General features: G+C 72.5%; 23 protein-coding genes. 21 read left to right on the top strand and 2 right to left on the bottom strand.

Annotated features, from left to right (window positions below; genetic code table 11):
- The first annotated feature begins 4 nt into the window (after positions 1 to 4).
- From pdxT to LG396_RS16285, 10 genes are all read left to right on the top strand, one after another.
- Positions 5 to 595 carry a pyridoxal 5'-phosphate synthase glutaminase subunit PdxT gene (gene pdxT, locus LG396_RS16330; protein ID WP_018836750.1) on the top strand — a complete coding sequence of 197 codons (591 nt, stop codon included), beginning with the start codon at positions 5 to 7 and terminating at the stop codon, positions 593 to 595.
- Between the two features lie 71 nt (positions 596 to 666).
- Positions 667 to 1,419 (top strand): YebC/PmpR family DNA-binding transcriptional regulator, encoded by a 753-nt coding sequence (locus LG396_RS16325; protein WP_026276296.1) that lies wholly within the window; start codon positions 667 to 669, stop codon positions 1,417 to 1,419.
- A gap of 165 nt (positions 1,420 to 1,584) precedes the next feature.
- Positions 1,585 to 2,202: a crossover junction endodeoxyribonuclease RuvC gene (locus LG396_RS16320; RefSeq protein ID WP_372483514.1), complete on the top strand. Its 618-nt coding sequence runs from the start codon at positions 1,585 to 1,587 to the stop codon at positions 2,200 to 2,202.
- Positions 2,199 to 2,822 (top strand): Holliday junction branch migration protein RuvA, encoded by a 624-nt coding sequence (ruvA, locus tag LG396_RS16315; protein ID WP_037742230.1) that lies wholly within the window; start codon positions 2,199 to 2,201, stop codon positions 2,820 to 2,822. Before LG396_RS16320 ends, ruvA begins: the two co-directional genes overlap by 4 nt.
- 67 nt (positions 2,823 to 2,889) lie before the next feature.
- On the top strand, positions 2,890 to 3,933 hold the full coding sequence (gene ruvB, locus LG396_RS16310; RefSeq protein WP_145901909.1) for a Holliday junction branch migration DNA helicase RuvB: 1,044 nt from the start codon (positions 2,890 to 2,892) through the stop codon (positions 3,931 to 3,933).
- A gap of 242 nt (positions 3,934 to 4,175) precedes the next feature.
- A complete protein-coding gene (gene yajC, locus LG396_RS16305; RefSeq protein WP_199790311.1) occupies positions 4,176 to 4,685 on the top strand; it encodes a preprotein translocase subunit YajC in 510 nt (169 codons plus the stop codon).
- A gap of 161 nt (positions 4,686 to 4,846) precedes the next feature.
- A complete protein-coding gene (gene secD / locus LG396_RS16300) occupies positions 4,847 to 6,622 on the top strand; it encodes a protein translocase subunit SecD (protein WP_225795319.1) in 1,776 nt (591 codons plus the stop codon).
- A gap of 1 nt (position 6,623) precedes the next feature.
- Entirely contained in the window at positions 6,624 to 7,823 is a 1,200-nt protein-coding gene (gene secF, locus LG396_RS16295; RefSeq protein ID WP_225795318.1) for a protein translocase subunit SecF, read from the top strand.
- On the top strand, positions 7,820 to 8,368 hold the full coding sequence (locus LG396_RS16290) for an adenine phosphoribosyltransferase (RefSeq protein WP_225795317.1): 549 nt from the start codon (positions 7,820 to 7,822) through the stop codon (positions 8,366 to 8,368). The genes secF and LG396_RS16290 overlap by 4 nt, the downstream gene beginning before the upstream one ends.
- Before the next feature lie 179 nt (positions 8,369 to 8,547).
- Positions 8,548 to 11,043, top strand: a complete 2,496-nt coding sequence (locus LG396_RS16285; protein WP_225795316.1) for a RelA/SpoT family protein — start codon at positions 8,548 to 8,550, stop codon at positions 11,041 to 11,043.
- A gap of 88 nt (positions 11,044 to 11,131) precedes the next feature.
- Here the strand turns inward: LG396_RS16285 and LG396_RS16280 are convergent, their stop codons facing one another.
- Together LG396_RS16280 and LG396_RS16275 are read right to left on the bottom strand one after the other, a co-directional pair.
- A complete protein-coding gene (locus LG396_RS16280) occupies positions 11,132 to 12,361 on the bottom strand; it encodes a DUF349 domain-containing protein (protein ID WP_027746438.1) in 1,230 nt (409 codons plus the stop codon).
- A 230-nt stretch (positions 12,362 to 12,591) separates the two neighbouring features.
- The gene (locus tag LG396_RS16275) at positions 12,592 to 13,446 is read right to left on the bottom strand and encodes a peptidylprolyl isomerase (RefSeq protein ID WP_018836739.1); all 855 of its coding nucleotides are present in this window, start codon (positions 13,444 to 13,446) and stop codon (positions 12,592 to 12,594) included.
- Positions 13,447 to 13,638: 192 nt separating this feature from the next.
- Here LG396_RS16275 and LG396_RS16270 point away from each other — a divergent pair, with 192 nt between their 5' ends.
- The 11 genes from LG396_RS16270 (at position 13,639) to LG396_RS16220 (ending at position 25,407) form a co-directional block, all read left to right on the top strand.
- Positions 13,639 to 14,358 (top strand): MBL fold metallo-hydrolase, encoded by a 720-nt coding sequence (locus LG396_RS16270; RefSeq protein ID WP_225795315.1) that lies wholly within the window; start codon positions 13,639 to 13,641, stop codon positions 14,356 to 14,358.
- Positions 14,355 to 15,641 carry a histidine--tRNA ligase gene (gene hisS / locus LG396_RS16265; RefSeq protein WP_037742212.1) on the top strand — a complete coding sequence of 429 codons (1,287 nt, stop codon included), beginning with the start codon at positions 14,355 to 14,357 and terminating at the stop codon, positions 15,639 to 15,641. The genes LG396_RS16270 and hisS overlap by 4 nt, the downstream gene beginning before the upstream one ends.
- Positions 15,642 to 15,827: 186 nt before the next feature.
- A complete protein-coding gene (locus LG396_RS16260; protein ID WP_225795314.1) occupies positions 15,828 to 16,469 on the top strand; it encodes a vitamin K epoxide reductase family protein in 642 nt (213 codons plus the stop codon).
- Positions 16,470 to 16,502: 33 nt separating this feature from the next.
- Positions 16,503 to 17,888 (top strand): replication-associated recombination protein A, encoded by a 1,386-nt coding sequence (locus tag LG396_RS16255; protein ID WP_100298348.1) that lies wholly within the window; start codon positions 16,503 to 16,505, stop codon positions 17,886 to 17,888.
- Between the two features lie 163 nt (positions 17,889 to 18,051).
- Positions 18,052 to 18,663, top strand: coding sequence for a 30S ribosomal protein S4 (gene rpsD, locus LG396_RS16250; protein WP_018836734.1), 612 nt, complete (start codon positions 18,052 to 18,054; stop codon positions 18,661 to 18,663).
- Between the two features lie 197 nt (positions 18,664 to 18,860).
- Positions 18,861 to 19,319 carry a DUF948 domain-containing protein gene (locus LG396_RS16245; RefSeq protein ID WP_078536366.1) on the top strand — a complete coding sequence of 153 codons (459 nt, stop codon included), beginning with the start codon at positions 18,861 to 18,863 and terminating at the stop codon, positions 19,317 to 19,319.
- Positions 19,320 to 19,324: 5 nt separating this feature from the next.
- Positions 19,325 to 19,675: a DUF6167 family protein gene (locus tag LG396_RS16240; protein WP_018836732.1), complete on the top strand. Its 351-nt coding sequence runs from the start codon at positions 19,325 to 19,327 to the stop codon at positions 19,673 to 19,675.
- A complete protein-coding gene (gene alaS / locus LG396_RS16235) occupies positions 19,675 to 22,344 on the top strand; it encodes an alanine--tRNA ligase (protein ID WP_225795313.1) in 2,670 nt (889 codons plus the stop codon). Before LG396_RS16240 ends, alaS begins: the two co-directional genes overlap by 1 nt.
- Positions 22,345 to 22,387: 43 nt before the next feature.
- Positions 22,388 to 22,855, top strand: a complete 468-nt coding sequence (ruvX, locus tag LG396_RS16230; RefSeq protein ID WP_181788481.1) for a Holliday junction resolvase RuvX — start codon at positions 22,388 to 22,390, stop codon at positions 22,853 to 22,855.
- 78 nt (positions 22,856 to 22,933) lie between these two features.
- Positions 22,934 to 24,571: an endolytic transglycosylase MltG gene (gene mltG, locus LG396_RS16225; RefSeq protein ID WP_225795312.1), complete on the top strand. Its 1,638-nt coding sequence runs from the start codon at positions 22,934 to 22,936 to the stop codon at positions 24,569 to 24,571.
- Positions 24,568 to 25,407 (top strand): shikimate dehydrogenase, encoded by an 840-nt coding sequence (locus LG396_RS16220; RefSeq protein WP_225795311.1) that lies wholly within the window; start codon positions 24,568 to 24,570, stop codon positions 25,405 to 25,407. Before mltG ends, LG396_RS16220 begins: the two co-directional genes overlap by 4 nt.
- The last annotated feature ends 101 nt before the right edge of the window (positions 25,408 to 25,508 follow it).

Genomic DNA, 25,508 nt, shown 5'->3' with positions numbered 1-25,508 from the left:
CCCCATGGACACCCCCGCCATCGGCGTGCTCGCCCTCCAGGGCGACGTACGCGAACACCTGGCGGCCCTCGCCGCGGCCGGCGCGAGCGCCGTGCCGGTGCGCCGGCCGGCGGAGCTGGCGGAGGTGTCCGGCCTGGTCATCCCGGGCGGCGAGTCCACCACGATGTCCAAGCTCGCCGTCGCCTTCGGGCTGCTGGAGCCGCTGCGCGAGCGGGTGCGGGCGGGGATGCCCGCGTACGGCTCCTGCGCCGGCATGATCATGCTGGCGGACAAGATCCTCGACCCGCGCTCCGGCCAGGAGACCGTCGGCGGCATCGACATGATCGTGCGGCGCAACGCCTTCGGCCGGCAGAACGAGTCGTTCGAGGTGCCGCTGGAGGTCGCCGGCGTCCCCGGCGGCCCGGTGCACGGCGTCTTCATCCGGGCGCCGTGGGTGGAGTCCACCGGCGCCGGGGTGGAAAGGCTGGCGGAGGTCGGCGGGCACCCCGTCGCCGTCCGGCAGGGTCCGCTGCTGGCCACGTCGTTCCATCCCGAACTCACCGGGGACCACCGCGTGCACGCTCTCTTCGCCGATATGGTGCGCCGGGCGGGCTGACCGGCACCGGTAGGATCGACGAGTTCGTTGCCGGTTAGTCGAATGCGCGGAACGCGGAATGGAGCGGGGCTGTGTCCGGCCACTCTAAGTGGGCAACCACCAAGCACAAGAAGGCCGTGATCGATGCCAAGCGAGGAAAGCTCTTCGCCAAGTTGATCAAGAACGTCGAGGTCGCGGCGCGGCAGGGGGGAGCCGACCCCGACGGAAATCCCACGCTGTACGACGCGATCCAGAAGGCCAAGAAGCAGTCCGTCCCGAACAAGAACATCGACAGCGCCGTCAAGCGCGGCGCCGGTCTCGAAGCGGGCGGCGCCGAGTACGAGACGATCATGTACGAGGGCTACGGGCCCAACGGCGTGGCCGTGCTCATCGAGTGCCTGACGGACAACCGCAACCGCGCCGCCTCCGACGTCCGCGTCGCCATGACGCGCAACGGCGGCTCCATGGCCGACCCGGGCTCCGTGTCGTACCTCTTCAACCGCAAGGGCGTGGTGATCGTCCCCAAGGGCGAGCTGGGCGAGGACGACGTGCTCGCCGCGGTGCTGGACGCCGGCGCCGAGGAGGTCAACGACCTGGGCGAGTCCTTCGAGGTGCTCAGCGAGGCCGGCGACATGGTCGCGGTCCGCACCGCGCTGCAGGACGCCGGGATCGACTACGACTCGGCCGAGGCGAACTTCGTCCCCACCATGCAGGTGGAGCTGGACGAGGAGGGCGCCCGCAAGATCTTCCGGCTCATCGACGCCCTGGAGGACAGCGACGACGTCCAGAACGTCTTCGCCAACTTCGACGTCTCCGACGAGGTCATGGAGAAGGCCTCCGCCTGAGCCGTACGCGCACGCCGCGACGGGCCCGCAGGATGGCGACATCCGGCGGGCCCTTCGGCTGCGGTGTCGGTGCCGGCCGGTAGCCTGCACACACGTACGCGGGCGGACGAGAGGGGGCGGCGGGTGCGGGTGCTCGGAGTGGACCCGGGACTGACGCGGTGCGGTGTGGGGGTCGTGGACGGAGCGCCGGGCCGGGCGCTGCGGATGGTCGCCGTCGGCGTCGTGCGCACCCCTTCCGACGCCCCGACCGCCGAGCGGCTGCTGCTCATCGAGCGCGGCGTCGAGGAGTGGCTCGACGCGCAGGCGCCGGAGGCCGTCGCCGTCGAGCGCGTCTTCAGCCAGCACAACGTACGCACCGTCATGGGCACCGCCCAGGCCAGCGCCGTCGCCATCCTCTGCGCCGCCCGCCGCGGCCTGCCCGTCGCGCTGCACACGCCCAGCGAGGTCAAGGCCGCCGTCACCGGCTCGGGCCGGGCCGACAAGGCACAGGTCGGCGCCATGGTCACCCGGCTGCTGCGGCTCGACGCCCCGCCGAAGCCGGCCGACGCCGCCGACGCGCTGGCGCTGGCCATCTGCCACCTGTGGCGGGCCCCCGCCCAGGACCGCCTGCTGCGCGCCCGCGGCAAGGGGGCATCGGCCCGCGCCGGGACGGCCGCCCGCGCCGCCGCCCCGGGGGTGCGGCGCACCGCCCGCCCGGCCGGCCAGGGCGCCCCGCGCGCCGGCCGTGCGAGCCAGGACCGCCCGGAGCACCGGGACCGCGAGATCCGGAGGGACCCCGCATGATCGCCTTCGTCAGCGGCCCCGTCGCCGCACTCGCCCCCGACGCCGCGGTCATCGAGGTCGGCGGCATCGGCATGGCCGTGCAGTGCACGCCCGACACCCTGTCCACGCTGCGCGTCGGCAAGGACGCCCGGCTGGCCACCTCCCTCGTCGTCCGGGAGGACTCCCTCACCCTGTACGGGTTCGCCGACGACGACGAGCGCCAGGTCTTCGAGCTGCTCCAGACCGCCAGCGGCGTCGGCCCGCGGCTGGCCCAGGCCATGCTCGCCGTGCACCGCCCCGACGCGCTCCGCCTCGCCGTCTCCACCGGCGACGAGAAGGCGCTGACCGCCGTCCCCGGCATCGGCAAGAAGGGCGCCCAGAAGCTGCTGCTGGAGCTGAAGGACCGGCTCGGCGAGCCGCTGGGCAGCAGCGGACTCGTCGGCAGGCAGGCGGGCGCCGCCGCGGCCGCCGGCTGGCGCGAGCAGCTGCACGCCGCCCTCACGGGCCTGGGGTACGCGCCCCGCGAGGCCGACGAGGCCGTCACCGCCGTCGCCCCGCAGGCGGAGGGGGACGGCGCCGCGCCCCCGCCGCTGCCGCAGCTGCTGCGCGCCGCCCTGCAGACCCTGAACCGCACCCGATGACGCCGCCCCGCTCCCGGGGCGTACGACGCACCGCACCGGCACCCGAACCACGACGGACGGATCCACGATGACCTGGGAGGACGCCGACCCGCGGCTGGTGGACTCGGCCGCCGCCGACGACGACCGGGCGGTGGAGACCGCGCTGCGCCCCAAGGACCTGGCCGAGTTCGTCGGCCAGGAGCGCGTGCGCGAGCAGCTCGACCTGGTGCTGCGCGCCGCCCGCCAGCGCGGCGGCGCCGCCGACCACGTGCTGCTCTCCGGCGCCCCCGGCCTCGGCAAGACCACGCTCGCGATGATCGTCGCCGCCGAGATGGCCGCACCGATCCGCATCACCTCGGGCCCCGCCATCCAGCACGCCGGCGACCTGGCCGCCATCCTCTCCTCGCTCCAGGAGGGCGAGGTGCTCTTCCTCGACGAGCTGCACCGCATGTCCCGTCCCGCCGAGGAGATGCTGTACATGGCGATGGAGGACCTCCGCGTCGACGTCATCGTCGGCAAGGGCCCCGGCGCCACCGCCATCCCGCTGGAGCTGCCCCCCTTCACCCTGGTCGGCGCCACCACCCGGGCCGGGCTGCTGCCCCCGCCGCTGCGCGACCGCTTCGGCTTCACCGGGCACATGGAGTTCTACTCGCCGGCCGAGCTGGAGCGCGTCCTGCACCGCTCCGCCCACCTCCTCGACGTCGCCGTGGACGCCGCCGGCGCCGCCGAGATCGCCGGCCGGTCCCGCGGCACCCCCCGCATCGCGAACCGCCTGCTGCGCCGCGTGCGGGACTACGCCCAGGTCAAGGCCGACGGCGTGATCACCCGCGAGATCGCCGCCCGCGGCCTGGAGGTCTACGAGGTCGACGACCGCGGCCTCGACCGCCTCGACCGCGCCGTCCTCGGCGCCCTGCTCAAGCTCTTCTCCGGCGGCCCCGTCGGGCTGTCCACGCTGGCCGTGGCGGTGGGGGAGGAGCGGGAGACCGTCGAGGAGGTTGCCGAGCCCTTCCTCGTACGCGAAGGGCTGCTGGCCCGCACGCCCCGCGGCCGCGTCGCCACCCCCGCGGCCTGGGCCCACCTGGGCCTCACGCCCCCGCAGCCCGGCGGCGGCATGCAGCAGACCGCCTTCTGAGCGCCCGCCGCGCCCGCCGGGCCCGTCGCCGGGCGGGACGGGCCCCGGCGGCACGGGCGCCCCGGCACGTACCGGGGCGGCGCGGAGAGTCGCCGGTTACGGAACCCGGGTGACATGCTGGGCGTTGTTCACACGGCGGAAACCGCTTAGACTCCGCCGACGCCTTCCGGAACCGGAGGGCACCCCCGCCCCCCAGAACGAGGCCGTGGCGAACGCGGTCCTACGAAGGAAACCCGGACACCGTGGATATCACGATTCTCTTGCCGTTCATCGTGCTCATCGGGGCGATGTTCCTGATGACCCGCTCGGCAAAGAACAAGCAGCGCCAGATGATGAGCATGCGGGACCAATTGCAGCCGGGCAGCGGCGTGCGGACCGTCGGCGGCATGTACGCCACGGTCAAGGAGGTCCACGAGGACACCCTCCTTCTGGAGGTGGCCCCAGGAGTGCACGCGATCTACGCGAAGAACTCCATCGGCGCCGTCCTGGACGACGCCGAATACAACCGCATCGTGCACGGCGCTCCGGAGTTCGACGACGAGGAGATCACCGCGCCCGACGACGCGTCCTCGCTGACGGAATCCGCCGACGGTGACGACACCGCCGACGAGGACGACCGCCGGGAGACGTCGGACAAGATCGACCTCGACAAGAAGGACGCGGCGGACGACGCCGCCGACGGCGACGCGGATGCCGCGGACGCCGCCGACGAGGACGAGAAGAAGAAGAACGGCGGCTCCGCCGCGAAGTGACCGCGGCCGTTCGGCGGCGGCCCCGCACCTTGTTGCGGAGGCCCCGCCGGCCGCGGTGAACGGGGGACCGGTCACTTTTCGCCTCGCGGCATCGCGGGGCTACACTTCGTGACCGCGCGACGAGCTGCGCCGCGCGGCGTCTGGACAGGAGAATCGAGAAGGTGGCAGCACCCAAAACGGGCCGCAGGTCCCAGGGATCTCACGGCAGGCCCTGGCGCCCCCTGCTGCTGATCCTGACCGCGATCGCCGCGCTCACCGGTGGGATGTTCCTCTCCGGGCACACCACCCCGCGCCTCGGTATCGACCTCGCCGGCGGCACCAGTATCACGCTGGAGGCCAAGTCCCAGCCGGGCAGCGAGAACGCGATCAACTCCACCAATATGGATACCGCCGTCAATATCATCGAGCGCCGCGTCAACGGCCTCGGTGTGCAGGAGGCGGAAGTCCAGACCCAGGGCGACCGGCACATCATCGTCAACATCCCCAAGGGCACCAACCAGAAGACGGCGCGCGAGCAGGTGGGCACCACCGCGCGGCTCTTCTTCCGCCCCGTCCTGTCGTACGAGGTGAACGAGGCCCCGGCGCCGAAGCCCTCGGAGTCCGGGAACAAGGACGAGGACTCCGGGGACAAGGAGAAGGACAAGGACGCCTCCACCTCGCCGTCCCCGTCCGAGACCGCCTCCGACGAGGCCAGCCCCGGCGACGACGCCACCGAGCAGGGCCGGGCCCTGTCCGAGGGCCTCGCCCAGGCCGACGACTCGCCCAGCCCGACCCAGTCGCAGGAGCCGCCCGCAGACACGCCGCCCCCGGCCGAGCAGGCGCCCACGGGCCAGGTCCCCGCCGACGTGCAGAAGAAGCTGGACGCGCTGGACTGCTCCAACGCCGAGGAGCGCACCAAGATCGGCGAGAACGCCAAGCCGACCGACACCGTCGTCGCGTGCGACAGCGACGGCGCGTACAAGTACGCGCTCGGCCCGGCCGAGGTCGAGGGCACGGACGTCGACGACGCCTCCGCCACGTACGACGCCCAGCAGGGCTCCGGCTGGATCGTGCAGCTGGAGTTCAACGGCAAGGGTTCCGACAAGTTCGCCGACGTCACCGGCACGCTCGCCGGCCAGGCGCCGCCGAACAACCAGTTCGCCATCGAGCTGGACGGCGAGGTCGTCTCCGCGCCGTCCGTCGACGAGTCGATCACCGGCGGCCGGGCGCAGATCTCCGGCAGCTTCAACCAGGAGTCGGCCGAGGAGCTGGCCAACGTCCTGTCCTACGGCGCCCTGCCGCTGTCCTTCGAGGAGTCCGAGGTCACCACCGTCTCGCCGGCCCTCGGCAACGAGCAGCTCAAGGCCGGCCTCATCGCCGGCGCCATCGGGCTGGCGCTGGTGATCATCTACCTCGTCGCGTACTACCGCGGGCTGGCCCTGGTGGCCGTCGTCAGCCTCCTGGTCTCCGCCGCCCTCACGTACACGATCATGGCCCTGCTCGGCCCGGGCATCGGCTTCGCGCTGAACCTCCCGGCGGTCTGCGGGGCGATCGTGGCGATCGGCATCACGGCCGACTCGTTCATCGTCTACTTCGAGCGCATCCGCGACGAGATCCGCGAGGGGCGCACGCTGCGCCCCGCCGTGGAGCGGGGCTGGCCGCGGGCCCGGCGCACCATCCTGGTGTCCGACTTCGTGTCGTTCCTCGCCGCGGCCGTGCTCTTCGCGGTCACCGTCGGCAAGGTGCAGGGCTTCGCCTTCACGCTGGGTCTGACCACGCTCCTCGACGTGGTCGTGGTCTTCCTCTTCACCAAGCCGGTGATGACCATCCTGGCCCGCAAGCGGTTCTTCGCCAGCGGCCATCCCTGGTCCGGGCTCGATCCCAAACGGCTGGGAGCCAGGCCACCGCTGCGCGGCCGCCCGCGCGCCGCCGGTCCCGTCAACCCGAAGGAGGTCTGAGATGTCGCGCCTCGGCACCCTCGGCGCCCGCCTCTACCGCGGTGAGGCCGGCTACGACTTCGTCGCGAAGCGGTTCCTCTGGTACGGCGTCTCGATCCTCATCACGATCATCGCGATCGCGGGCTTCTTCATCCGCGGCCTGAACATGGGCATCGAGTTCGAGGGCGGTGCGGTCTTCACCACCCCGAAGACCGAGACCTCGGTCTCGCAGGCCCAGGAGGTCGCCGAGGAAGCCTCGGGGCACCAGGCGATCGTCCAGGAGCTGGGCAGCGGGAAGCTCCGCATCCAGGTCAGCAGCATCGAGACGCAGCAGTCCGACCAGGTCAAGTCGGCGCTCGCCGAAGAGCTGAACGTCGACGCGGCGGACATCAACGACCAGCTCGTCGGCCCCAGCTGGGGCGAGCAGATCGCCAACAAGGCCTGGCAGGGCCTGGCGATCTTCATGGTCCTCGTGGTGATCTACCTCGCCATCGCCTTCGAGTGGCGCATGGCGCTCTCGGCGCTGGTCGCGCTGATCCACGACCTGACGATCACGGTCGGCGTCTACACGATCGTCGGCTTCGAAGTCACCCCGGGCACGGTCATCGGCCTGCTGACCATCCTCGGTTACTCGCTGTACGACACGGTGGTGGTCTTCGACGGCCTCAAGGAGAGCACGAAGGACATCACCAAACAGACGGGCTTCACCTACCGCGAGGCGGCCAACCGCAGCCTCAACGGCACGCTCGTCCGTTCCATCAACACCTCCGTCGTGGCCCTGCTGCCGGTCGCCGGCCTGCTGTTCATCGGCGGCGGCGTCCTCGGCGGCGGCATGCTCAACGACATCGCGCTGTCGCTGTTCGTCGGCCTCGCGGCCGGCGCGTACTCCTCGATCTTCATCGCCACCCCGCTGGTGGTCGACTTCAAGGAGCGCGACCCCGCCATACAGGCCCACAACAAGCGCGTGGCCGCCCGCCGCGCCTCCGACGCCCGCGCCGCCGCCCGCGGCGAGAAGCCGTCGGCCCGGCGCGACGACGACCCCGGCGCGGAGGGCGGGGGCGACGAGCCCGAGGACGACCCGCGTGACCCCGAGCCCGCGGGCCAGGGCGTCGTCGGCCCGCCGCGGGCCGAGGGCCGCCGGCAGCAGCCGGTGTCCCGCCAGCGCGGCCGCGGCCGGCCCTCCGGCAGCCGCGGCGGCCGGTCGGGGGGCAAGCGCCGGTGAGCGTGCCCGACGGGACCAGGGAGCTGCTGCTCAGCCGGATCCAGGACGTGCCGGACTACCCGCAGCCGGGCGTGATGTTCAAGGACATCACGCCGCTGCTGGCCGACGCCAAGGCGTTCGCCGTGCTCACGGACGCCCTCACCGAGGTCTGCCGGGAGCAGGGCGCGCAGAAGGTCGTCGGCCTGGAGGCGCGCGGCTTCATCCTGGCGGCGCCGGTCGCGGTGCGCGCGGGGATCGGCTTCGTGCCCGTACGCAAGGCGGGCAAGCTCCCCGGCGCTACCCTCGGGCAGGCGTACGACCTGGAGTACGGCACGGCGGAGATCGAGATACACGCCGATGCCCTGGAGCCGGGCGACCGCGTCCTCGTCGTCGACGACGTGCTGGCCACCGGAGGCACCGCGGAGGCGTCGGTGCAGCTCATCAGACGGGCCGGCGGCACGGTGACGGGTCTGGCCGTGCTGCTGGAGCTGGGTTTCCTGGCTGGCCGGGCGCGCGTCGAGCAGGCGCTCGCCGGCGCCCGGCTGGACGCGCTCGTCACGGTCTGACGGCACCCGCGGGCGGCCGGGCCCCGCCCGGCCGCCCGCGGCCCGTATACGCTCCCCGGTCGGCGTTGTGCCTGGTCGGGGGCCTGGTCGTGCCGTTGCCGGGTGGCGGGGCCGGGACGGCAGATACCATGGCAGTTCCGGGGATCTCCCCGTGGGCCGTCCACCGTCAAGGAGTGCTCTTGCCAGACGAGGCTCATCGGTCCACCGCCGCGCCGCCCGACAAGCAGCGGCAGTCCGGCGGCACGGACCGCCCGCTGCCCGCGAGGGCCGCGGAGAACGGCTCCGGACGCCGTGCCGCGCCGCCGGAAGGGCGGGCGCAGCCGGCCACCTCCGCGCGCGTCGAGCCGGCCTCCGGCCACAGCGGCGGTCAGGCCGGCCGCGGCGGCTCGCCGAGCAGGGTGCGGGCCCGGCTGGCCCGTCTCGGCGTGCAGCGGCAGAGCCCGTACAACCCGGTGCTGGAGCCGCTGCTGCGGATAGTGCGCGGGAACGACCCCAAGGCCGACACGTCCACGCTGCGCCAGATAGAGCGCGCCTACCAGGTCGCGGAGCGCTGGCACCGCGGCCAGAAGCGCAAGAGCGGCGACCCGTACATCACCCACCCCCTGGCCGTCACCACGATCCTGGCCGAGCTGGGCATGGACCCGGCCACCCTCATGGCCGGCCTGCTGCACGACACGGTCGAGGACACCGAGTACGGCCTGGAGGACCTGCGCCGCGACTTCGGCGACCAGGTGACGCTGCTGGTGGACGGCGTCACCAAGCTGGACAAGGTCAAGTTCGGCGAGGCCGCGCAGGCGGAGACCGTACGCAAGATGGTCGTCGCCATGGCCAAGGACCCCCGGGTCCTGGTGATCAAGCTCGCCGACCGGCTGCACAACATGCGCACGATGCGCTACCTGCGCCGGGAGAAGCAGGAGCAGAAGGCCCGCGAGACGCTGGAGATCTACGCGCCGCTGGCCCACCGGCTGGGCATGAACACCATCAAGTGGGAGCTGGAGGACCTCGCCTTCGCGATCCTCTACCCGAAGATGTACGACGAGATCGTCCGCCTGGTCGCCGAGCGCGCCCCGAAGCGGGACGAGTACCTGGCGGTCGTCATCGACGAGGTGCAGCAGGACCTGCGCAGCGCCCGGATCAAGGCGACCGTCACCGGCCGCCCGAAGCACTACTACAGCGTCTACCAGAAGATGATCGTGCGCGGCCGCGACTTCGCCGAGATCTACGACCTGGTGGGCATCCGCGTCCTCGTCGACTCGGTCCGCGACTGCTACGCGGCGCTGGGCACCATCCACGCGCGGTGGAACCCCGTCCCCGGACGGTTCAAGGACTACATCGCGATGCCCAAGTTCAACATGTACCAGTCGCTGCACACCACGGTCATCGGACCCGAGGGCAAGCCCGTCGAGCTGCAGCTCCGCACGTTCGACATGCACCGCCGCGCCGAGTACGGCATCGCCGCGCACTGGAAGTACAAGCAGGAGGCCACCGGCGCCGCCGCCCGCCAGCAGGGCTCCGGTACCCGCAGGGGCAGCAAGTCCGAGCAGGTCAACGACATGGCCTGGCTGCGCCAGCTGATCGACTGGCAGAAGGAGACCGAGGACCCCGGCGAGTTCCTGGACGCGCTGCGCTTCGACCTCTCCCGCAACGAGGTCTTCGTCTTCACGCCCAAGGGCGACGTGATCGCCCTGCCCGCCGGTGCCACGCCCGTGGACTTCGCGTACGCGGTGCACACCGAGGTCGGGCACAAGACCATAGGAGCGCGGGTCGGCGGCCGGCTCGTACCCCTGGAGTCCGCCCTCGACAACGGCGACACCGTCGAGGTCTTCACCTCCAAGGCGTCCGGCGCGGGCCCCTCCCGGGACTGGCTGAACTTCGTCAAGTCGCCCCGCGCGCGCAACAAGATCCGCGCCTGGTTCTCCAAGGAGCGCCGGGACGAGGCCATCGAGCAGGGCAAGGACGCCATCGCGCGCGCGATGCGCAAGCAGAACCTGCCGATCCAGCGCATCCTCACCGGCGACTCGCTGGTCACCATCGCGCACGAGATGCGCTACCCCGACATCTCCGCGCTCTACGCGGCGATCGGCGAGGGCCACATCTCCGCGCAGAACGTGGTGCAGAAGCTGGTCCAGGCGCTCGGCGGCGAGGAGGCGGCCACCGAGGACATCGAGGAGAGCGCCCCGCCGCTGCCCGGCACCCGCAAGCGCCGCGCGGCCAACGACCCCGGCGTCATCGTCAAGGGCGTCGACGACGTGTGGGTGAAGCTCTCCCGCTGCTGTACGCCGGTGCCCGGAGACCCGATCATCGGCTTCGTCACCCGCGGCAAGGGCGTCTCCGTGCACCGCGCCGACTGCGTCAACGTCGAGTCGCTGTCGCAGCAGCCCGAGCGGATCATCGAGGTGGAGTGGGCGCCGACGCAGTCGTCCGTCTTCCTCGTCGCCATCCAGGTCGAGGCGCTGGACCGCTCCCGGCTGCTCTCGGACGTCACCAGGGTGCTGTCCGACCAGCACGTGAACATCCTGTCCGCCGCCGTGCAGACCTCCCGCGACCGGGTCGCCACCTCGCGCTTCACCTTCGAGATGGGCGACCCGAAGCACCTGGGGCACGTGCTGAAGGCGGTACGGAAGGTGGAGGGCGTCTACGACGTGTACCGCGTCACCTCCGCCCGGAACAACTGAGCGCACCCGCCGCCACCGTCCGCGTACGTATATGACGAGGGCCCCGCCGTCCGGCGGGGCCCTCGTCACGTACGTACTGCCCGGCCGCTCAGCCGCCGAACTCCCGCAGGCCCTTGAGCGCCTGGTCGAGCAGCGCCTGCCGGCCCTCCAGCTCACGGGCCAGCTTGTCGGCCTTGGCGTTGTTGCCCTGCGCCCGGGCCTGCTCGATCTGCCGGTGGAGCTTGTCGACGGCGTCCTGCAACTGCCCCGTGAGCCCCTCGGCGCGCGCCCGCGCCTCCGGGTTCGTACGGCGCCACTCGGCCTCCTCCGCCTCGCCGATCGAGCGCTCCACGGCGTGCATCCGGGCCTCGATCTTCGCCCGGGCGTCCCGCGGCACGTGCCCGATGGCCTCCCACCGCTCGTTGATCGAGCGGAAGGCGCCCCTCGCGGTCTTGAGGTCGGTGACCGGCAGCAGCTTCTCCGCCTCCGCGACCAGCTCCTCCTTGCGCGTCAGGTTCTCGCGCTGCTCGGTGTCCCGCTCGGCGAAGACCTCGCTGCGGGCCTGGAAGAAGACGTCCTGCGCGCCCCGGAAGCGGGCCCACAGGTCCTCCTCCTGGTCCCGCTGGGCGCGGCCGGCGGCCTTCCAGTCCGCCATCAGCTCCCGGTAGCGGGCGGCCGTCGGCCCCCACTCACGGGAGCCGGAGAGCGCCTCCGCCTCCTCGACCAGCTTCTCCTTGCGCCGCCTGGCCTCCTCGCGCTGGGCGTCGAGGGACGCGAAGTGCGCCTTGCGGCGCTTGGAGAACGCCGAACGCGCGTGGCTGAAGCGGTGCCACAGCTCGTCGTCGCTCCTGCGGTCCAGCCGCGGCAGACCCTTCCAGGTCTCCACCAGCTCGCGCAGCCGCTCGCCCGCCGCGCGCCACTGCTCGCTCTGCGCCAGCTCCTCCGCCTCGGCGACCACCGCCTCCTTGGACTCGCGCACCTCCTGCTGATGCTTGGCCTTGGCCGCCTTGCGCTCCTCCTGACGGGCGCCCACCGCCTCCACCAGCCGGTCGAGCCGTGCCGTCAGCGCGTCCAGATCCCCGACCGCGTGCGCCTCCGAGACCTGCGCGCGCAGGTGCTCGATGGCGGTGGTGGCGTCCTTGCTGGACAGGTCGGTGGTCTGTACCCGGCGCTCGAGGAGGCCGATCTCCACGACCAGGCCCTCGTACTTGCGCTTGAAGTAGGCGAGTGCCTCTTCGGCCGAGCCCGCCTGCCAGGAGCCGACGACTCGCTCGCCGTCGGCGGTACGCACGTACACGGTGCCCGTCTCGTCGACCCGGCCCCATGGGTCGCTGCTCACAGCGCCTCCTCACATGACGCCCCGCGGGCCCGGCAGCCCGGCGGCGTCTTCCACAGTTGTCTGCGGCCGGAAAGGGGATGGGGTACCGGATCCGGCCGATCCGGCGGCGGGCGAAAGCGACTGCCGCCGGCACCCCCGCACCTGCACAACGCCAACATAGGCGAACGGCGGGCCGGCTGTCCGCATCCCGCGCGAGACCAATCCCGTAACGACGCGGCCCCGGCGGTGGCTCAGTGGTCGGTCTCCTGCTCCTTGGTGCCCTCGGTGACGGTCGCCTTGTTGATGACCACCGTCGCGTTCGGGGCGGTGTTGCCGGTCTGCGGGTCCTGCGGCTGCGCGCCGGCCTCGGCGATGGTCTTGACCGTGGCCATGCCCTCGTCGGTGATCCGGCCGAACGGCGTGTAGTTGGGGGGCAGCGGGCTGTCCTCGTAGACGAGGAAGAACTGGCTGCCGCCGGAGTCCTTCTGACCGGTGTTGGCCATCGCCACGGTGCCCGCGGGATACGTCCCGCCCTTGACCGCCTTGTCCTTGAGGTTCTCATCCGGGATCGTGTACCCGGGCCCGCCCTGGCCGGTGCCGGCCGGGTCGCCGCACTGCAGGACGAAGATGCCGGACTCCTGGCCGGTCAGCCGGTGGCACGGGCTGTGGTCGAAGTAGCCCTCGTCGGCGAGGAAGCGCATGTTGTTCACCGTGTGCGGCGCCTTGCCCGCGTCCATCTCGATGCCGATGTCGCCACAGGTGGTCTCCATCGTCATCGTGTACGTCGCCGAGTCGTCGATGTCGAGCCCCGGCTCCTTCTTCCACGTCTTGTCCGACGGCTTGCCCTTCTCCGGCTTGCCGCAGGGGTCGTGCGCCTTCTCCGGGCTCGCGCTGGGCGTCGCGGCGGCGTCGTCCTTCTTCTTGTCGTCGTCGGAGCCGAAGCCGGTGACCGCCACGACCGCGACGGCGGTGATCACCACCACGAGCGGGGCGGTGATGACCGCCGCGAGCTTCCGGTTGTGCTTTCTGCGGTCGGCGCGCCTGCGCTGCTGCCGCTCGTACTTGTCCCGGGCGAGCTGCCGCCTCCGCTGGTCCTTGCTGACCACCGCGTCTTCTCCCTCGAGTCGCTGCCACAACCGTTCGTGGACCGGAATTCCGTTGCCGTACCGTATATCGATTCGCTGCCGGATGAGGAGCGCCGGTAGTCTCGGAACGGCCGCAATTCCGGGGCCGCCGCGGGCCGCGCGGCTCCCGGCGGCGGCACACATCCGACGACATCCGACAGGTGAAGGACGATCGTGCTCATTGCCGGGTTCCCCGCGGGTGCATGGGGTACCAACTGTTACCTCCTCGCCCCGGCCGCCGGGGAGGAGTGCGTGATCGTCGACCCCGGGCACCAGGCCGCGGACGGCGTCGCCGAGGCCGTCGCCAAGCACCGGCTCAAGCCGGTCGCGGTCGTGCTCACCCACGGGCACCTGGACCACGTCGCCTCGGTGATCCCGGTCTGCGGCGCCCACAACGTGCCCGCCTGGATCCACCCCGCCGACCGGTACATGCTCGCCGATCCGGAGAAGGCGCTCGGCATGTCCATCGGGGCACCGCTGCTGGGCGAGCTGACCGTGGGGGAGCCGGACGACGTGGCCGAGCTGGCCGACGGCGCCGAGCTGGAGCTGGCCGGACTGAGCCTCACCGTCGCGCACGCGCCCGGCCATACCAAGGGGTCGGTGACCTTCCGGCTGCCCGAGCAGCAGGATGTGCCGCAGGTCCTCTTCTCGGGCGACCTGCTCTTCGCCGGCTCCATCGGACGCACCGACCTGCCCGGCGGCGACAGCGCCGAGATCCTCCAGTCGCTGGCCCGCGTGTGCCTGCCGCTCGACGACTCGACCGTGGTGCTGCCCGGGCACGGCCCCCAGACGACCATCGGCCGCGAGCGCGCCGGCAACCCCTTCCTGCAGGAGCTGGCCGCGGGCCGGGCGGGCGGCCCGACCGCGCCGCTCCGCCACCAACGACGAATGTGACGACACTCTCCGTGAGCACTGCACCGGCCTTCAAGGCCCCCAAGGGCACCTACGACCTGATCCCGCCGCGCTCCGCGGCCTACCTCGCCGTCCGCGAGGCGTTCGCCGCGCCCGCACGCCGCGCCGGCTACGGCTACGTCGAGACCCCCGGCTTCGAGGACGTACGGCTCTTCGCCCGCGGCGTCGGCGAGTCCACCGACATCGTGACCAAGGAGATGTACACCCTCACCACCAAGGGCGGCGACGAGCTGGCGCTGCGCCCCGAGGGCACCGCCTCCGTGCTGCGCGCGGCGCTGGAGAGCAACCTCCACAAGCAGGGCAACCTGCCGGTCAAGCTCTGGTACTCGGGCTCGTACTACCGCTACGAGCGCCCGCAGAAGGGCCGCTACCGGCACTTCTCGCAGGTCGGCGCCGAGGCCATCGGTGCCGAGGACCCCGCGCTCGACGCCGAGCTGATCGTCCTGGCCGTCGACGGCTACCGCGCGCTGGGGCTGACGGGCTTCCGGCTGCTGCTCAACTCGCTGGGCGACCAGGAGTGCCGGCCCGCGTACCGCACCGCGCTCCAGGACTTCCTGCGCGGCCTCGACCTCGACGAGCCGACCCGCGAGCGGATCGAGATCAACCCGCTGCGGGTGCTCGACGACAAGCGCCCGGAGGTCCGCGCGCAGCTCGACGGGGCGCCGCTGATGCGCGACCACCTGTGCGAGGCGTGCAAGGCATACCACGAGCAGGTCCGCGAGCTGCTGACCGCGGCCGGCGTCGCGTACGAGGACGACCCCCGGCTGGTCCGCGGGCTCGACTACTACACGCGCACCACCTTCGAGTTCGTCCACGACGGCCTCGGCGCCCAGTCCGCCATCGGCGGCGGCGGCCGCTACGACGGGCTGTCGGAGATGATCGGCGGCCCCGCGCTGCCGTCGGTCGGCTGGGCCCTGGGCGTGGACCGCACGGTGCTGGCGCTGGAGGCCGAGGGCGTCGCGCTGGACCTGCCCGCGACCACCGACGTGTACGCGGCGGCGCTCGGCGAGCAGGCCCGCAGGACGCTCTTCGGCGTGGTCACGGAGCTGCGCCGGGCCGGGGTCGCGGCGGACTTCGCGTTCGGCGGCAAGGGCCTGAAGAACGCGATGAAGTCCGCCGACCGCTCCGGCGCGCGCTACGCGCTGGTGGCGGGGGAGCGGGACCTCGACGAGGGCGTGGTGCAGCTGAAGGACCTCGGCAGCGGCGAGCAGCGGGCCGTGGCGCTCGGGGCGGTCGTCGGCGAGCTGCAGAAGCTGCTGGCCTGACCCCTGCGGGTGGCGCGTTGACGGGTGGATTTACGCCGGTCGAACGAGCAGTCGGGCATCGTTGACCCCTGCCGGTGGATGGCCGGCGGGGCACCGGCTGACCACCGGTGCACCGGTGCCCGATCGCCCTGCGTTGCGGCACAATGAGGTGCCGCCACCGACCCGAGCCCACACGGAAGCAGCGAGATGACCACGACCGCAACGAGAACGGCCCCGTCCCAGCACGAGGACCCGCCCGAGTCCGGACTGATCGGGTCGAGCCGACCGTTCGCCTGGCTGCTGGTGATCGGCGGGGTGCTGGGCGTGGTGGCGTCCGCGGTGATCACGCACGACAAGATGAAGCTGCTGGAGGACCCGAACTACGTCTCGGCCTGCAGCCTGAACCCCGTCCTGTCCTGCAACAACATCATGAAGAGCTGGCAGGCGTCGGTGTTCGGGTTCCCGAACCCGTTCGTCGGCTGGATCGCCTTCCCGATGCTCGTCGTGATCGGCGCCGGCCTGCTGGCCGGCGCGGGGCACCGCCGCTGGTGGTGGACCGGGCTGTGGGCGGGCTCCCTCTTCGGGGTGGGCTTCGTCACCTTCCTCCAGTACTCGTCGCTGTACAAGATCGGCTCGCTCTGCCTGTGGTGCTCGCTGGTCTGGGCGGTGACGATCCTGATCTTCTGGTACACCACCGTGCACAACGTCAAGACCGGCGTCTTCCCGGCCTCGGCGCGGGTGCGCGAGACGGTGCTGGAGTTCAACTGGGTGGTGCCCGTCCTCTGGTACGGGATCCTGCTCATCCTGATCGGCATCCGCTGGTGGTCCTACTGGAAGACGCTCCTCTGAGCGCTGTCGGTCCCGTGGCATAGGCTCGCCGGTGTGGAGCCCGACCTGTTCACCGCCGCCGCAGAGGAGCGCCAGGAGAAGGATCCCGGCAGCTCCCCGCTGGCAGTCCGGATGCGCCCGCGCAGCCTCGACGAGGTCGTGGGGCAGCAGCACCTGCTGAAGCCCGGCGCGCCGCTGCGCCGCCTCGTGGGCGAGGGCGCCGGAGGGCCTGCGGGCCCGGCGTCCGTGCTGCTGTGGGGCCCGCCCGGCACCGGCAAGACCACCCTGGCGTACGTGGTCAGCCAGGCCACCCAGAAGCGCTTCGTGGAGCTGTCCGCGATCACGGCGGGCGTCAAGGAGGTCCGCGCGGTCATCGAGGGCGCCCGCCGCGCCGCCGGGGGGTACGGCAAGGAGACCGTCCTGTTCCTCGACGAGATCCACCGCTTCAGCAAGGCCCAGCAGGACTCGCTGCTGCCCGCGGTGGAGAACCGCTGGGTGACGCTCATCGCGGCCACCACGGAGAATCCGTACTTCTCGGTGATCTCCCCGCTGCTCTCCCGCTCGCTGCTGCTCACGCTGGAGCCCCTGACCGACGACGACGTCCGCGGGCTGCTGCACCGGGCGGTCGCCGCCGAGCGCGGCCTCGGCGGCGCGGTGACGCTGCCGGAGGAGACCGAGGAGCACCTGCTGCGCATCGCCGGCGGCGACGCGCGCCGGGCGCTGACGGCGCTGGAGGCGGCGGCCGGGGCGGCGCTGGCGCAGGGCGAGGCGGAGGTGTCGCTGCCGACGCTGGAGGCGGCGGTGGACCGCGCCGCCGTGGCGTACGACCGGGACGGCGACCAGCACTACGACGTGGCCAGCGCGCTCATCAAGTCCGTGCGCGGCTCGGACGTCGACGCGGCGCTGCACTATCTGGCGCGCATGATCGAAGCGGGCGAGGACCCGCGGTTCATCGCCCGGCGGCTGATGATCTCCGCCAGCGAGGACATCGGCCTCGCCGACTCCACCGCGCTGCAGACGGCCGTCGCGGCGGCCCAGGCGGTGGCCATGATCGGCTTCCCGGAGGCGGCGCTGACCCTGGCGCACGCCACGGTGGCGCTCGCGCTGGCCCCGAAGTCCAATGCGGTGACGAAGGCCATCGGCGCCGCGATGGACGACGTACGGGCCGGGAAGGCGGGACCGGTGCCGGCGCACCTGCGGGACGGGCACTACAAGGGCGCGGAGAAGCTGGGGCACGCGCAGGGGTACGTGTATCCGCACGACGTCCCCGGCGCCATCGCCGCCCAGCAGTACGCCCCGGACGCCCTCGCCGGCCGCCGGTACTACGAGCCGACGAGGTACGGCGCGGAGGCGCGGTACGCCGAGGTGGTCGAGCGGGTGCGCGAGCGGCTGGCGGGGCGGGGGCAGGACGGCCCGGGCCGGGGCGACGCGCGCGACTGACGTGCGGAGCACCGGCGGCCCGGCCTGTCCGTGATACGGATCACCCTGGCCGGTCGCCGGGAATGCCCGGAATCGCAGCCGCGTTTCCCAGGGTCGTCGCGCGAGGGCGCGACTATCGTTTAAGGTAAGCCTTGCCTAACTTTTCCGAGGAGGACGGAACCACGTGAACCAGCCGCGCCCCAAGGTCCGCAAGTCGCGGGCCCTCGGCATCCCGCTCACCCCGAAGGCCGCCAAGTACTTCGAGGCCCGCCCGTACCCGCCCGGCATGCACGGCCGCGGCCGCAAGCAGACCAGCGACTACAAGGTGCGGCTGCTCGAGAAGCAGCGGCTGCGCGCGCAGTACGACATCAGCGAGCGCCAGCTCGTCCGGGCGTACGAGCGGGCCAGCAAGGTGCAGGCCAAGACCGGTGAGGCGCTGATCGTCGAGCTGGAGCGCCGGCTGGACGCGCTGGTGCTGCGCGCGGGCCTGGCCAGGACCGTCTACCAGTCCCGGCAGATGGTCGTGCACGGCCACATCGAGGTCAACGGCCGCAAGGTCGACAAGCCGTCCTTCCGCGTCCGCCCCGACGACGTGGTGCGGGTCCGCGAGCGCAGCCGCGAGAAGTACCCGTTCCAGGTCGCGCGCGAGGGCGGCTACGCCACGGACGGCGAGACCCCCCGCTACCTGGAGGTCAACCTGCCGGCGCTCGCCTTCCGGCTGGACCGCGAGCCCAACCGCCGCGAGATCCCCGTCATCTGCGACGAGCAGCTGGTCGTGGAGTACTACGCGCGCTGACGCCCTCCGCTCCCGGCGGGCGCACGGAACGTGCGCGGCAGTATGCGCAACGTACAATCCGCTCGCGCAACTCCCCTGTGCACGGGGGTTAATCCGGTACGGCGCTGTCGGTCCGGCGCGATAGGGTCGGAGCCTGCCCTGGCAGCGCAACACCCCGTCGACTCGCCCGGCGAGCAGCCCTGAAGGAGCGGTGCATCGTGTCCGGTGGAGAGGTGGCCGGCATCCTCGTGGCCGTCTTCTGGGCCATCCTGGTCTCTTTCCTGGCCGTGGCCCTCTTCCGGCTCGCCCGGACGCTCCGCGCCGCAAGCGAGTTGGTCACACGCGTCACCGAGGAGGCCGTGCCGCTCCTCGCGGAGGCCGGCGCCACGGTCCGGTCGGCGAACACGCAGCTCGCCCGGGTCGACGCCATCGCCTCCGACGTCCAGGAGGTCACGGCCAACGCCTCGGCCCTGTCCTCCACCGTCTCCACCGCGTTCGGCGGCCCCCTGGTGAAGGTGGCCGCGTTCGGTTACGGGGTGCGCCGTGCGCTCGGCCGGAACCGCGGCGCGGGCGGGGACGACGGCGGCGAGGTGATCGTCGGCGGCCCGGTGGGCGGGTCCGCCGCGCGGGTGCCCGCCGCCCGCCGGGGCTTTTCCGCCAGGCGCAGAAAGGGCTGAGCAGCATGTTCCGTCGGACCTTCTGGTTCACGACCGGTGCGGCCACCGGCGTCTGGGCCACCGTGAAGGCACAGCGCGCGATGCGCCGCGTCTCCCCGGAGGGCATCGCCGCCACGGCCGCCAACCGCGCCGTCGACACCGGCCGCCGCGCCCTGCTCTTCGCCCAGGACGTACGCGCCGCGATGGCCGAGCGCGAGGACCAGCTCAACGACGCCCTCGGACTCAGCCCCCGCAGCCGCCCCGCGGAACTCCCGGGGCAGCGCGCCAAGGCACAGCTCGAACGCAAGGCCGCGCGGCGCCGCCCGGCCGACCGGAACCCGCACCACCGCAATCGCAACCTGAAAGAGGACCACTGATGGAGTCGGCCGAAATCCGCCGCCGCTGGCTGCGCTTCTTCGAAGAGCGTGGGCACACCGTCGTGCCGTCGGCGTCGCTGATCGCCGACGACCCCACGCTGCTCCTCATCAACGCGGGCATGGTCCCCTTCAAGCCGTACTTCCTCGGCGAGGCCACCCCGCCGTACAAGCGCGCCACCAGCGTGCAGAAGTGCATCCGCACCCCCGACATCGACGAGGTCGGCAAGACCACCCGGCACGGCACGTTCTTCCAGATGTGCGGCAACTTCTCCTTCGGGGACTACTTCAAGGAGGGCGCCGCCACCCTCGCCTGGGAGCTGCTCACCAGCCCGCAGGACGCGGGGGGTTACGGCCTGGACCCCGAGCGCCTGTGGATCACGGTCTACGAGGACGACGACGAGGCCGAGCGCATCTGGCGCGACGTGGTCGGCGTGCCCCCGGAGCGCATCCAGCGCCTGGGCAAGGAGGAGAACTACTGGGACATGGGCGTGCCCGGTCCCTGCGGCCCCTGCTCCGAGGTCAACTACGACCGCGGCCCCGAGTTCGGCGAGGCCGGCGGCCCCGCCGTCAACGACGAGCGCTACGTGGAGATCTGGAACCTGGTCTTCATGCAGTACGTGCGCGGCCCCGGCAGGGGCAAGGACTACCCGATCCTCGGCGACCTGCCCCAGCAGAACATCGACACCGGTCTCGGCCTCGAACGCCTCGCAATGATCCTGCAGGGCGTGCACAACATGTACGAGATCGACACCTCGCGCGCCGTCATCGACAAGGCCGAGGAGCTGACCGGCGTCCGCTACGGCTCCGCCGACCACTCGGACGTCTCGCTGCGCGTCGTCTCCGACCACATGCGCGCCTCCGTCATGCTCATCGGCGACGGCGTCACCCCCGGCAACGAGGGCCGTGGCTACGTGCTGCGCCGCATCATGCGCCGCGCCGTACGCAACATGAAGCTGCTCGGTGCCGACGGCCCCGTCGTCGGCGAGCTGGTCGACGTCGTCATCGCCACCATGGGCGAGCAGTACCCGGAGCTGGTCTCCGACCGCAAGCGCATCGAGTCCGTCGCGCTCGCCGAGGAAGCCCGCTTCCTCAAGACCCTCAAGGCCGGCACCAACGTTCTGGACACCGCCGTCACCGAGGCCAGGGCCGCCGGCTCCGGCGTGCTCCCCGGTGACAAGGCGTTCCTGCTCCACGACACCTGGGGCTTCCCCATCGACCTCACCCTGGAGATGGCCGGCGAGCAGGGCCTGACGGTCGACGAGGACGGCTTCCGGCGGCTGATGAAGGAGCAGCGGGACCGCGCCAAGGCGGACGCCGCCGCCAAGAAGACCGGCCACGCCGACCTGTCGGCGTACCGCGAGGTCGCCGACTCCGCCGGCGCCACCGAGTTCACCGGCTACACCCACACCGACGCCGAGTCCACCGTCGTCGGCCTGCTGGTCGGCGGCGTGGCCGCGCCCGCCGCCGCCGAGGGCGACGAGGTGGAGGTCATCCTCGACCGCACCCCCTTCTACGCGGAGGGCGGCGGCCAGCTCGCCGACACCGGCCGGATCCGGCTCGGCTCCGGCGCCGTGGTCGAGGTGCGCGACGTGCAGCAGCCCGTGCCCGGCGTCAGCGTGCACAAGGGCGTCGTCCAGGTCGGCGAGGTCACCGTCGGCGAGCCCGCCCAGGCCGCCATCGACGTGAGCCGGCGCCGCGCGATCGCCCGCGCCCACAGCGCCACCCACCTCACCCACCAGGCGCTGCGCGACGCCCTCGGCCCGACCGCCGCCCAGGCCGGTTCCGAGAACGCCCCGGGCCGCTTCCGCTTCGACTTCGGGGCGCCCGCCGCCGTGCCGAACGGCGTCCTCGGCGACGTCGAGCAGAAGATCAACGAGGTGCTCGCCCGCGAACTCGACGTGCACGCCGAGGTCATGTCGATACAGGACGCCAAGAAGCAGGGCGCGCTGGCCGAGTTCGGCGAGAAGTACGGCGACCGGGTCCGCGTCGTCACCATCGGCGACTTCTCCAAGGAGCTGTGCGGCGGCACGCACGTGCACAACACCGCCCAGCTCGGCCTGGTCAAGCTGCTCGGCGAGTCCTCCATCGGCGCCGGCGTGCGCCGGGTGGAGGCCCTGGTCGGCGTGGACGCGTACAACTTCCTCGCCCGCGAGCACACCGTGGTCCACCAGCTCACCGAGCTGCTCAAGGGCCGCCCGGAGGAGCTGCCGGAGCGCATCTCCGGCATGCTCGCCCGGCTGAAGGACGCGGAGAAGGAGATCGAGAAGTTCCGCGCCGAGAAGGTGCTGCAGGCCGCCGCCGGCCTCGCCGAGGGCGCCGGGGACGTACACGGCGTCGCGGTCGTCGCCGCCCGGGTGCCGGACGGCACCGCCGCCGAGGACCTGCGCAAGCTCGTCCTCGACGTACGGGGCCGGATCCCCGGCGACCGGCCGGCGGTCGTGGCGCTCTTCTCCGTCGCGAACGCCCGCCCCGTCACCGTGATCGCCACCAACGAGGCCGCCCGCGAGCGCGGTCTGAAGGCCGGCGACCTGGTGCGTACGGCAGCCAAGACGCTCGGCGGCGGCGGTGGTGGCAAGCCCGACATCGCCCAGGGCGGCGGGCAGGACCCGCAGGCCGTCGGCGAGGCCGTGGCCGCGGTGGAGCGGGCCGTAGCGGAGACCGCGGCCTGATGCGGGACAACCGCTTGACGCGGGGCGGCCGCCGGAGGGCCGGATGATCCGCCGCGGGCGCAGGCTCGCGGTGGACGTCGGCGACGCCCGGATCGGGGTCGCGTCCTGCGACCCCGACGGGATCCTTGCCACCCCCGTGGAGACCGTCCCGGGCCGGGACCTGCCGGCGGCGTTCCGCAGGCTGGCCGCGCTCACCGAGGAGTACGAGCCGCTGGAGGTGCTCGTCGGCCTGCCGCGCTCGCTGCACGGCGGCGAGGGCCCGGCCGCCGCCAAGGTCCGCGGCTTCGCGGAGAAGCTGGCGCGCCGCGTCCACCCGGTGCCGGTGCGGCTGGTCGACGAACGCATGTCCACGGTGACGGCCTCTCAGAACCTGCGTGCGGCCGGGAAGTCGAGCCGCAAGGGCCGATCGGTGGTCGACCAGGTGGCGGCCGTCGTCATCCTCCAGAGTGCGCTCGAAGCCGAACGGGCGTCAGGGGCGGCGCCGGGTGAGAGCGTCGAAGCGGCCCTGTGATCGCGATACGGTAACGTTCCGCGCGGACACGGCACCCGTCGTATAAAAGCACCGGCGGTCACGCGGCATAGGGGACTGATGACTGACTACGGCCAAAACCCCGGCTCCCAACCCTGGCAGCCCGACGACAGCCTTTACGGCGGGCAGCAGGACTGGTCGGGCGGGCAGCCCGGCGCCGGGCACCACCACTACGGGGGACAGCAGCCGCAGCAGCACTACCCGCCCCAGCAGCAGGCCTCCTGGGACTCCGGCCACCAGCCGCAGTACCCCGGCGGCTGGGACACCACCGGCGGCGGGATGCCGCTGACCGACCCGTACGGCAACCCCGCGCCGCAGCCCGACTACTACGGCACCCCGGACGCCTACCCGCCGCCCAACCCGCACCCGCGCCGCCCTCAGCCGCACCAGCAGCAGCCCGGGCACCAGCAGCCCCACCCGCACCAGCAGCCCGGCCAGCACCAGCAGCAGCCGCCGCACCCGGGCCAGGCCCGCCGCCGCCCCGACGGCCGCGAGGACTGGGACCCCGCGTCCCGCCCGCCGGAACGCGACGACCACCCCTTCTTCGACGGGGACGGCGCCGGTGACGACGACTTCGACGACGACCCCCGCGAGGGCCGCCGCGGCGGCGGCCGCAGCGCCGGCCGCGGTACAGGCCGCGACCGGCGCGGCGCCAAACGCCGCAACGGCTGCGCCTGCCTGGTCATCGCCCTCGTGCTGGCCGGCGGCCTCGGCGGCCTCGGCTACGTCGGCTACAACTTCTGGAGCGACCGGTTCGGCGCCGCCCCCGACTACTCGGGCGAGGGCGAGGGCTCCGTGACCGTGGAGATCCCCGAGGGCGCGACCGTCACGCAGATGGGGAACATCCTCAAGGACAAGGGCGTGGTCAAGAGCGTCCAGGCGTTCATCGACGCCGCCGGCGACGAGATGCTCCACCCCGGCGCGTACACGCTGCACAAGGGCATGTCGGGCGAGGCCGCGGTCGAGATGATGCTGAGCCCGGAGGCGGCCAACCAGCTCGTCATCCCCGAGGGCCGGCGCGCCACCGCCGTCTACGCGATGATCGACGAGCACCTCGGGCTCGACGAGGACACCACCGCCAAGATCGCCGAGAAGGGCGACCTGGGCCTGCCCGACTGGGCGGACGGCAACCCCGAGGGCTTCCTGTGGCCCTCCAGCTACTCCGCCGCCGAGGGCACCGACCCCAAGAAGCTGCTGCGCGAGATGGTCAAGCGCGCCAACGGCAAGTACACGGAACTGGGCCTGGAGGCCAAGGCGGAGAAGGTGGGCCAGACCCCGCACGAGATCCTCACCATCGCCAGCCTCATCGAGGCGGAGGGGCAGTCGAAGGAGGAGTTCGGCAAGGTCTCGCGGGTCATCTACAACCGCCTGAAGCCGGACAACACCGCCACCAACGGCATGCTGCAGTTCGACTCCACCATCAACTACGCCAAGGGCGAGTCGAACCTCGACATCTCCAACCAGGACACCCAGTTCGACTCCCCGTACAACACCTACCTCCACGCCGGCCTGCCGCCCGGGCCCATCGACAACCCCAGCGAGCGGGCCATCGAGGCCGCCCTCGACCCGACCCCCGGCGACTGGCTGTACTTCGTCACCGTCAAGCCGGGCGACACGCGCTTCACCGCCAGCAAGGAAGAACACGACAAGAACGTCGAGGAGTTCAACGAGAACCAGCGCAAGAAGGAGGACGAGTGAGGGACCGGCCCTCGCGCGCGGCCGTGCTCGGCTCGCCCATCACCCACTCGCTGTCCCCGGTGCTGCACCGCGCCGCGTACGCAGAACTGGGCCTGACCGGCTGGACCTACGGCCGCTACGACGTGGACGAGAAGCGGCTCCCCGCCTTCCTCGACAGCCTGGAGCCGGCCGAGTGGGCCGGGCTCTCGCTGACCATGCCGCTCAAGCGCGCGGTCATCCCGCTGCTCGACCAGGTCAGCGCCACGGCCCGGTCCGTCGAGGCCGCCAACACCGTTGTCCTGCACGACGACGGCCGCCGCTTCGGCGACAACACCGACATTCCGGGCATCACCGCCGCGCTGCGCGAGCGCGGCATCGAGAAGGTCGAGCGCGCCGCCGTCCTCGGCGCCGGTGCCACCGCCTCCTCCGCGCTCGCCGCGCTGGCCGCCGTCTGCACCGGGGAGGTCACGGCGTACGTGCGCTCCGCCGCCCGGGCGACGGAGATGGAGCAGTGGGGCGAGCGCCTCGGCGTCCCGGTGCGCTGCGCGGACTGGTCCGAGGCCGCCGCCGCCTTCGACGCGCCGCTGGTCGTCGCCACCACCCCGGCCGGTGCCACCGACGACCTCGCGGGCGTGGTCCCGGAGCGCCCCGGCGCGCTCTTCGACGTGCTGTACGAGCCGTGGCCCACCCCGCTCGCCGGCGCGTGGGCCGCGCGCGGCGGCACAGTCGTCGGAGGTCTCGACCTGCTGGTGCACCAGGCGGTGCTCCAGGTCGAGCAGATGACGGGCGCCGCCCGCGCCCCGCTGGCGGCCATGCGCGAGGCCGGCGAGGCCGCGCTCCGCGCCCGTACGGTCTGAGGCGGCCCGGGGCGGCCCTGCCGTACCGCCCGCCAAGGGGTACAACAAGGGGTACAAGAACCTGTCGGTCCGGTCGTCCATTCCGTGGACCTGGACGAGTG

Source organism: Streptomyces aculeolatus (assembly GCF_020400605.1).
Lineage (GTDB): Bacteria > Actinomycetota > Actinomycetes > Streptomycetales > Streptomycetaceae > Streptomyces > Streptomyces aculeolatus.
This window is presented reverse-complemented; position numbering and strand designations above follow the sequence as displayed.

What these genes read in the sequence shown, in the direction of transcription:
- ruvB (WP_145901909.1), top strand. Translation starts at nt 2,890, where the DNA reads ATGACCTGGGAGGACGCCGACCCGCGGCTGGTGGACTCGGCCGCCGCC.
- alaS (WP_225795313.1), top strand. Translation starts at nt 19,675, where the DNA reads ATGGAGTCGGCCGAAATCCGCCGCCGCTGGCTGCGCTTCTTCGAAGAG.
- pdxT (WP_018836750.1), top strand. Translation starts at nt 5, where the DNA reads ATGGACACCCCCGCCATCGGCGTGCTCGCCCTCCAGGGCGACGTACGC.
- LG396_RS16240 (WP_018836732.1), top strand. Translation starts at nt 19,325, where the DNA reads ATGTTCCGTCGGACCTTCTGGTTCACGACCGGTGCGGCCACCGGCGTC.
- ruvA (WP_037742230.1), top strand. Translation starts at nt 2,199, where the DNA reads ATGATCGCCTTCGTCAGCGGCCCCGTCGCCGCACTCGCCCCCGACGCC.
- ruvX (WP_181788481.1), top strand. Translation starts at nt 22,388, where the DNA reads ATGATCCGCCGCGGGCGCAGGCTCGCGGTGGACGTCGGCGACGCCCGG.
- secF (WP_225795318.1), top strand. Translation starts at nt 6,624, where the DNA reads ATGTCGCGCCTCGGCACCCTCGGCGCCCGCCTCTACCGCGGTGAGGCC.
- mltG (WP_225795312.1), top strand. Translation starts at nt 22,934, where the DNA reads ATGACTGACTACGGCCAAAACCCCGGCTCCCAACCCTGGCAGCCCGAC.
- LG396_RS16260 (WP_225795314.1), top strand. Translation starts at nt 15,828, where the DNA reads ATGACCACGACCGCAACGAGAACGGCCCCGTCCCAGCACGAGGACCCG.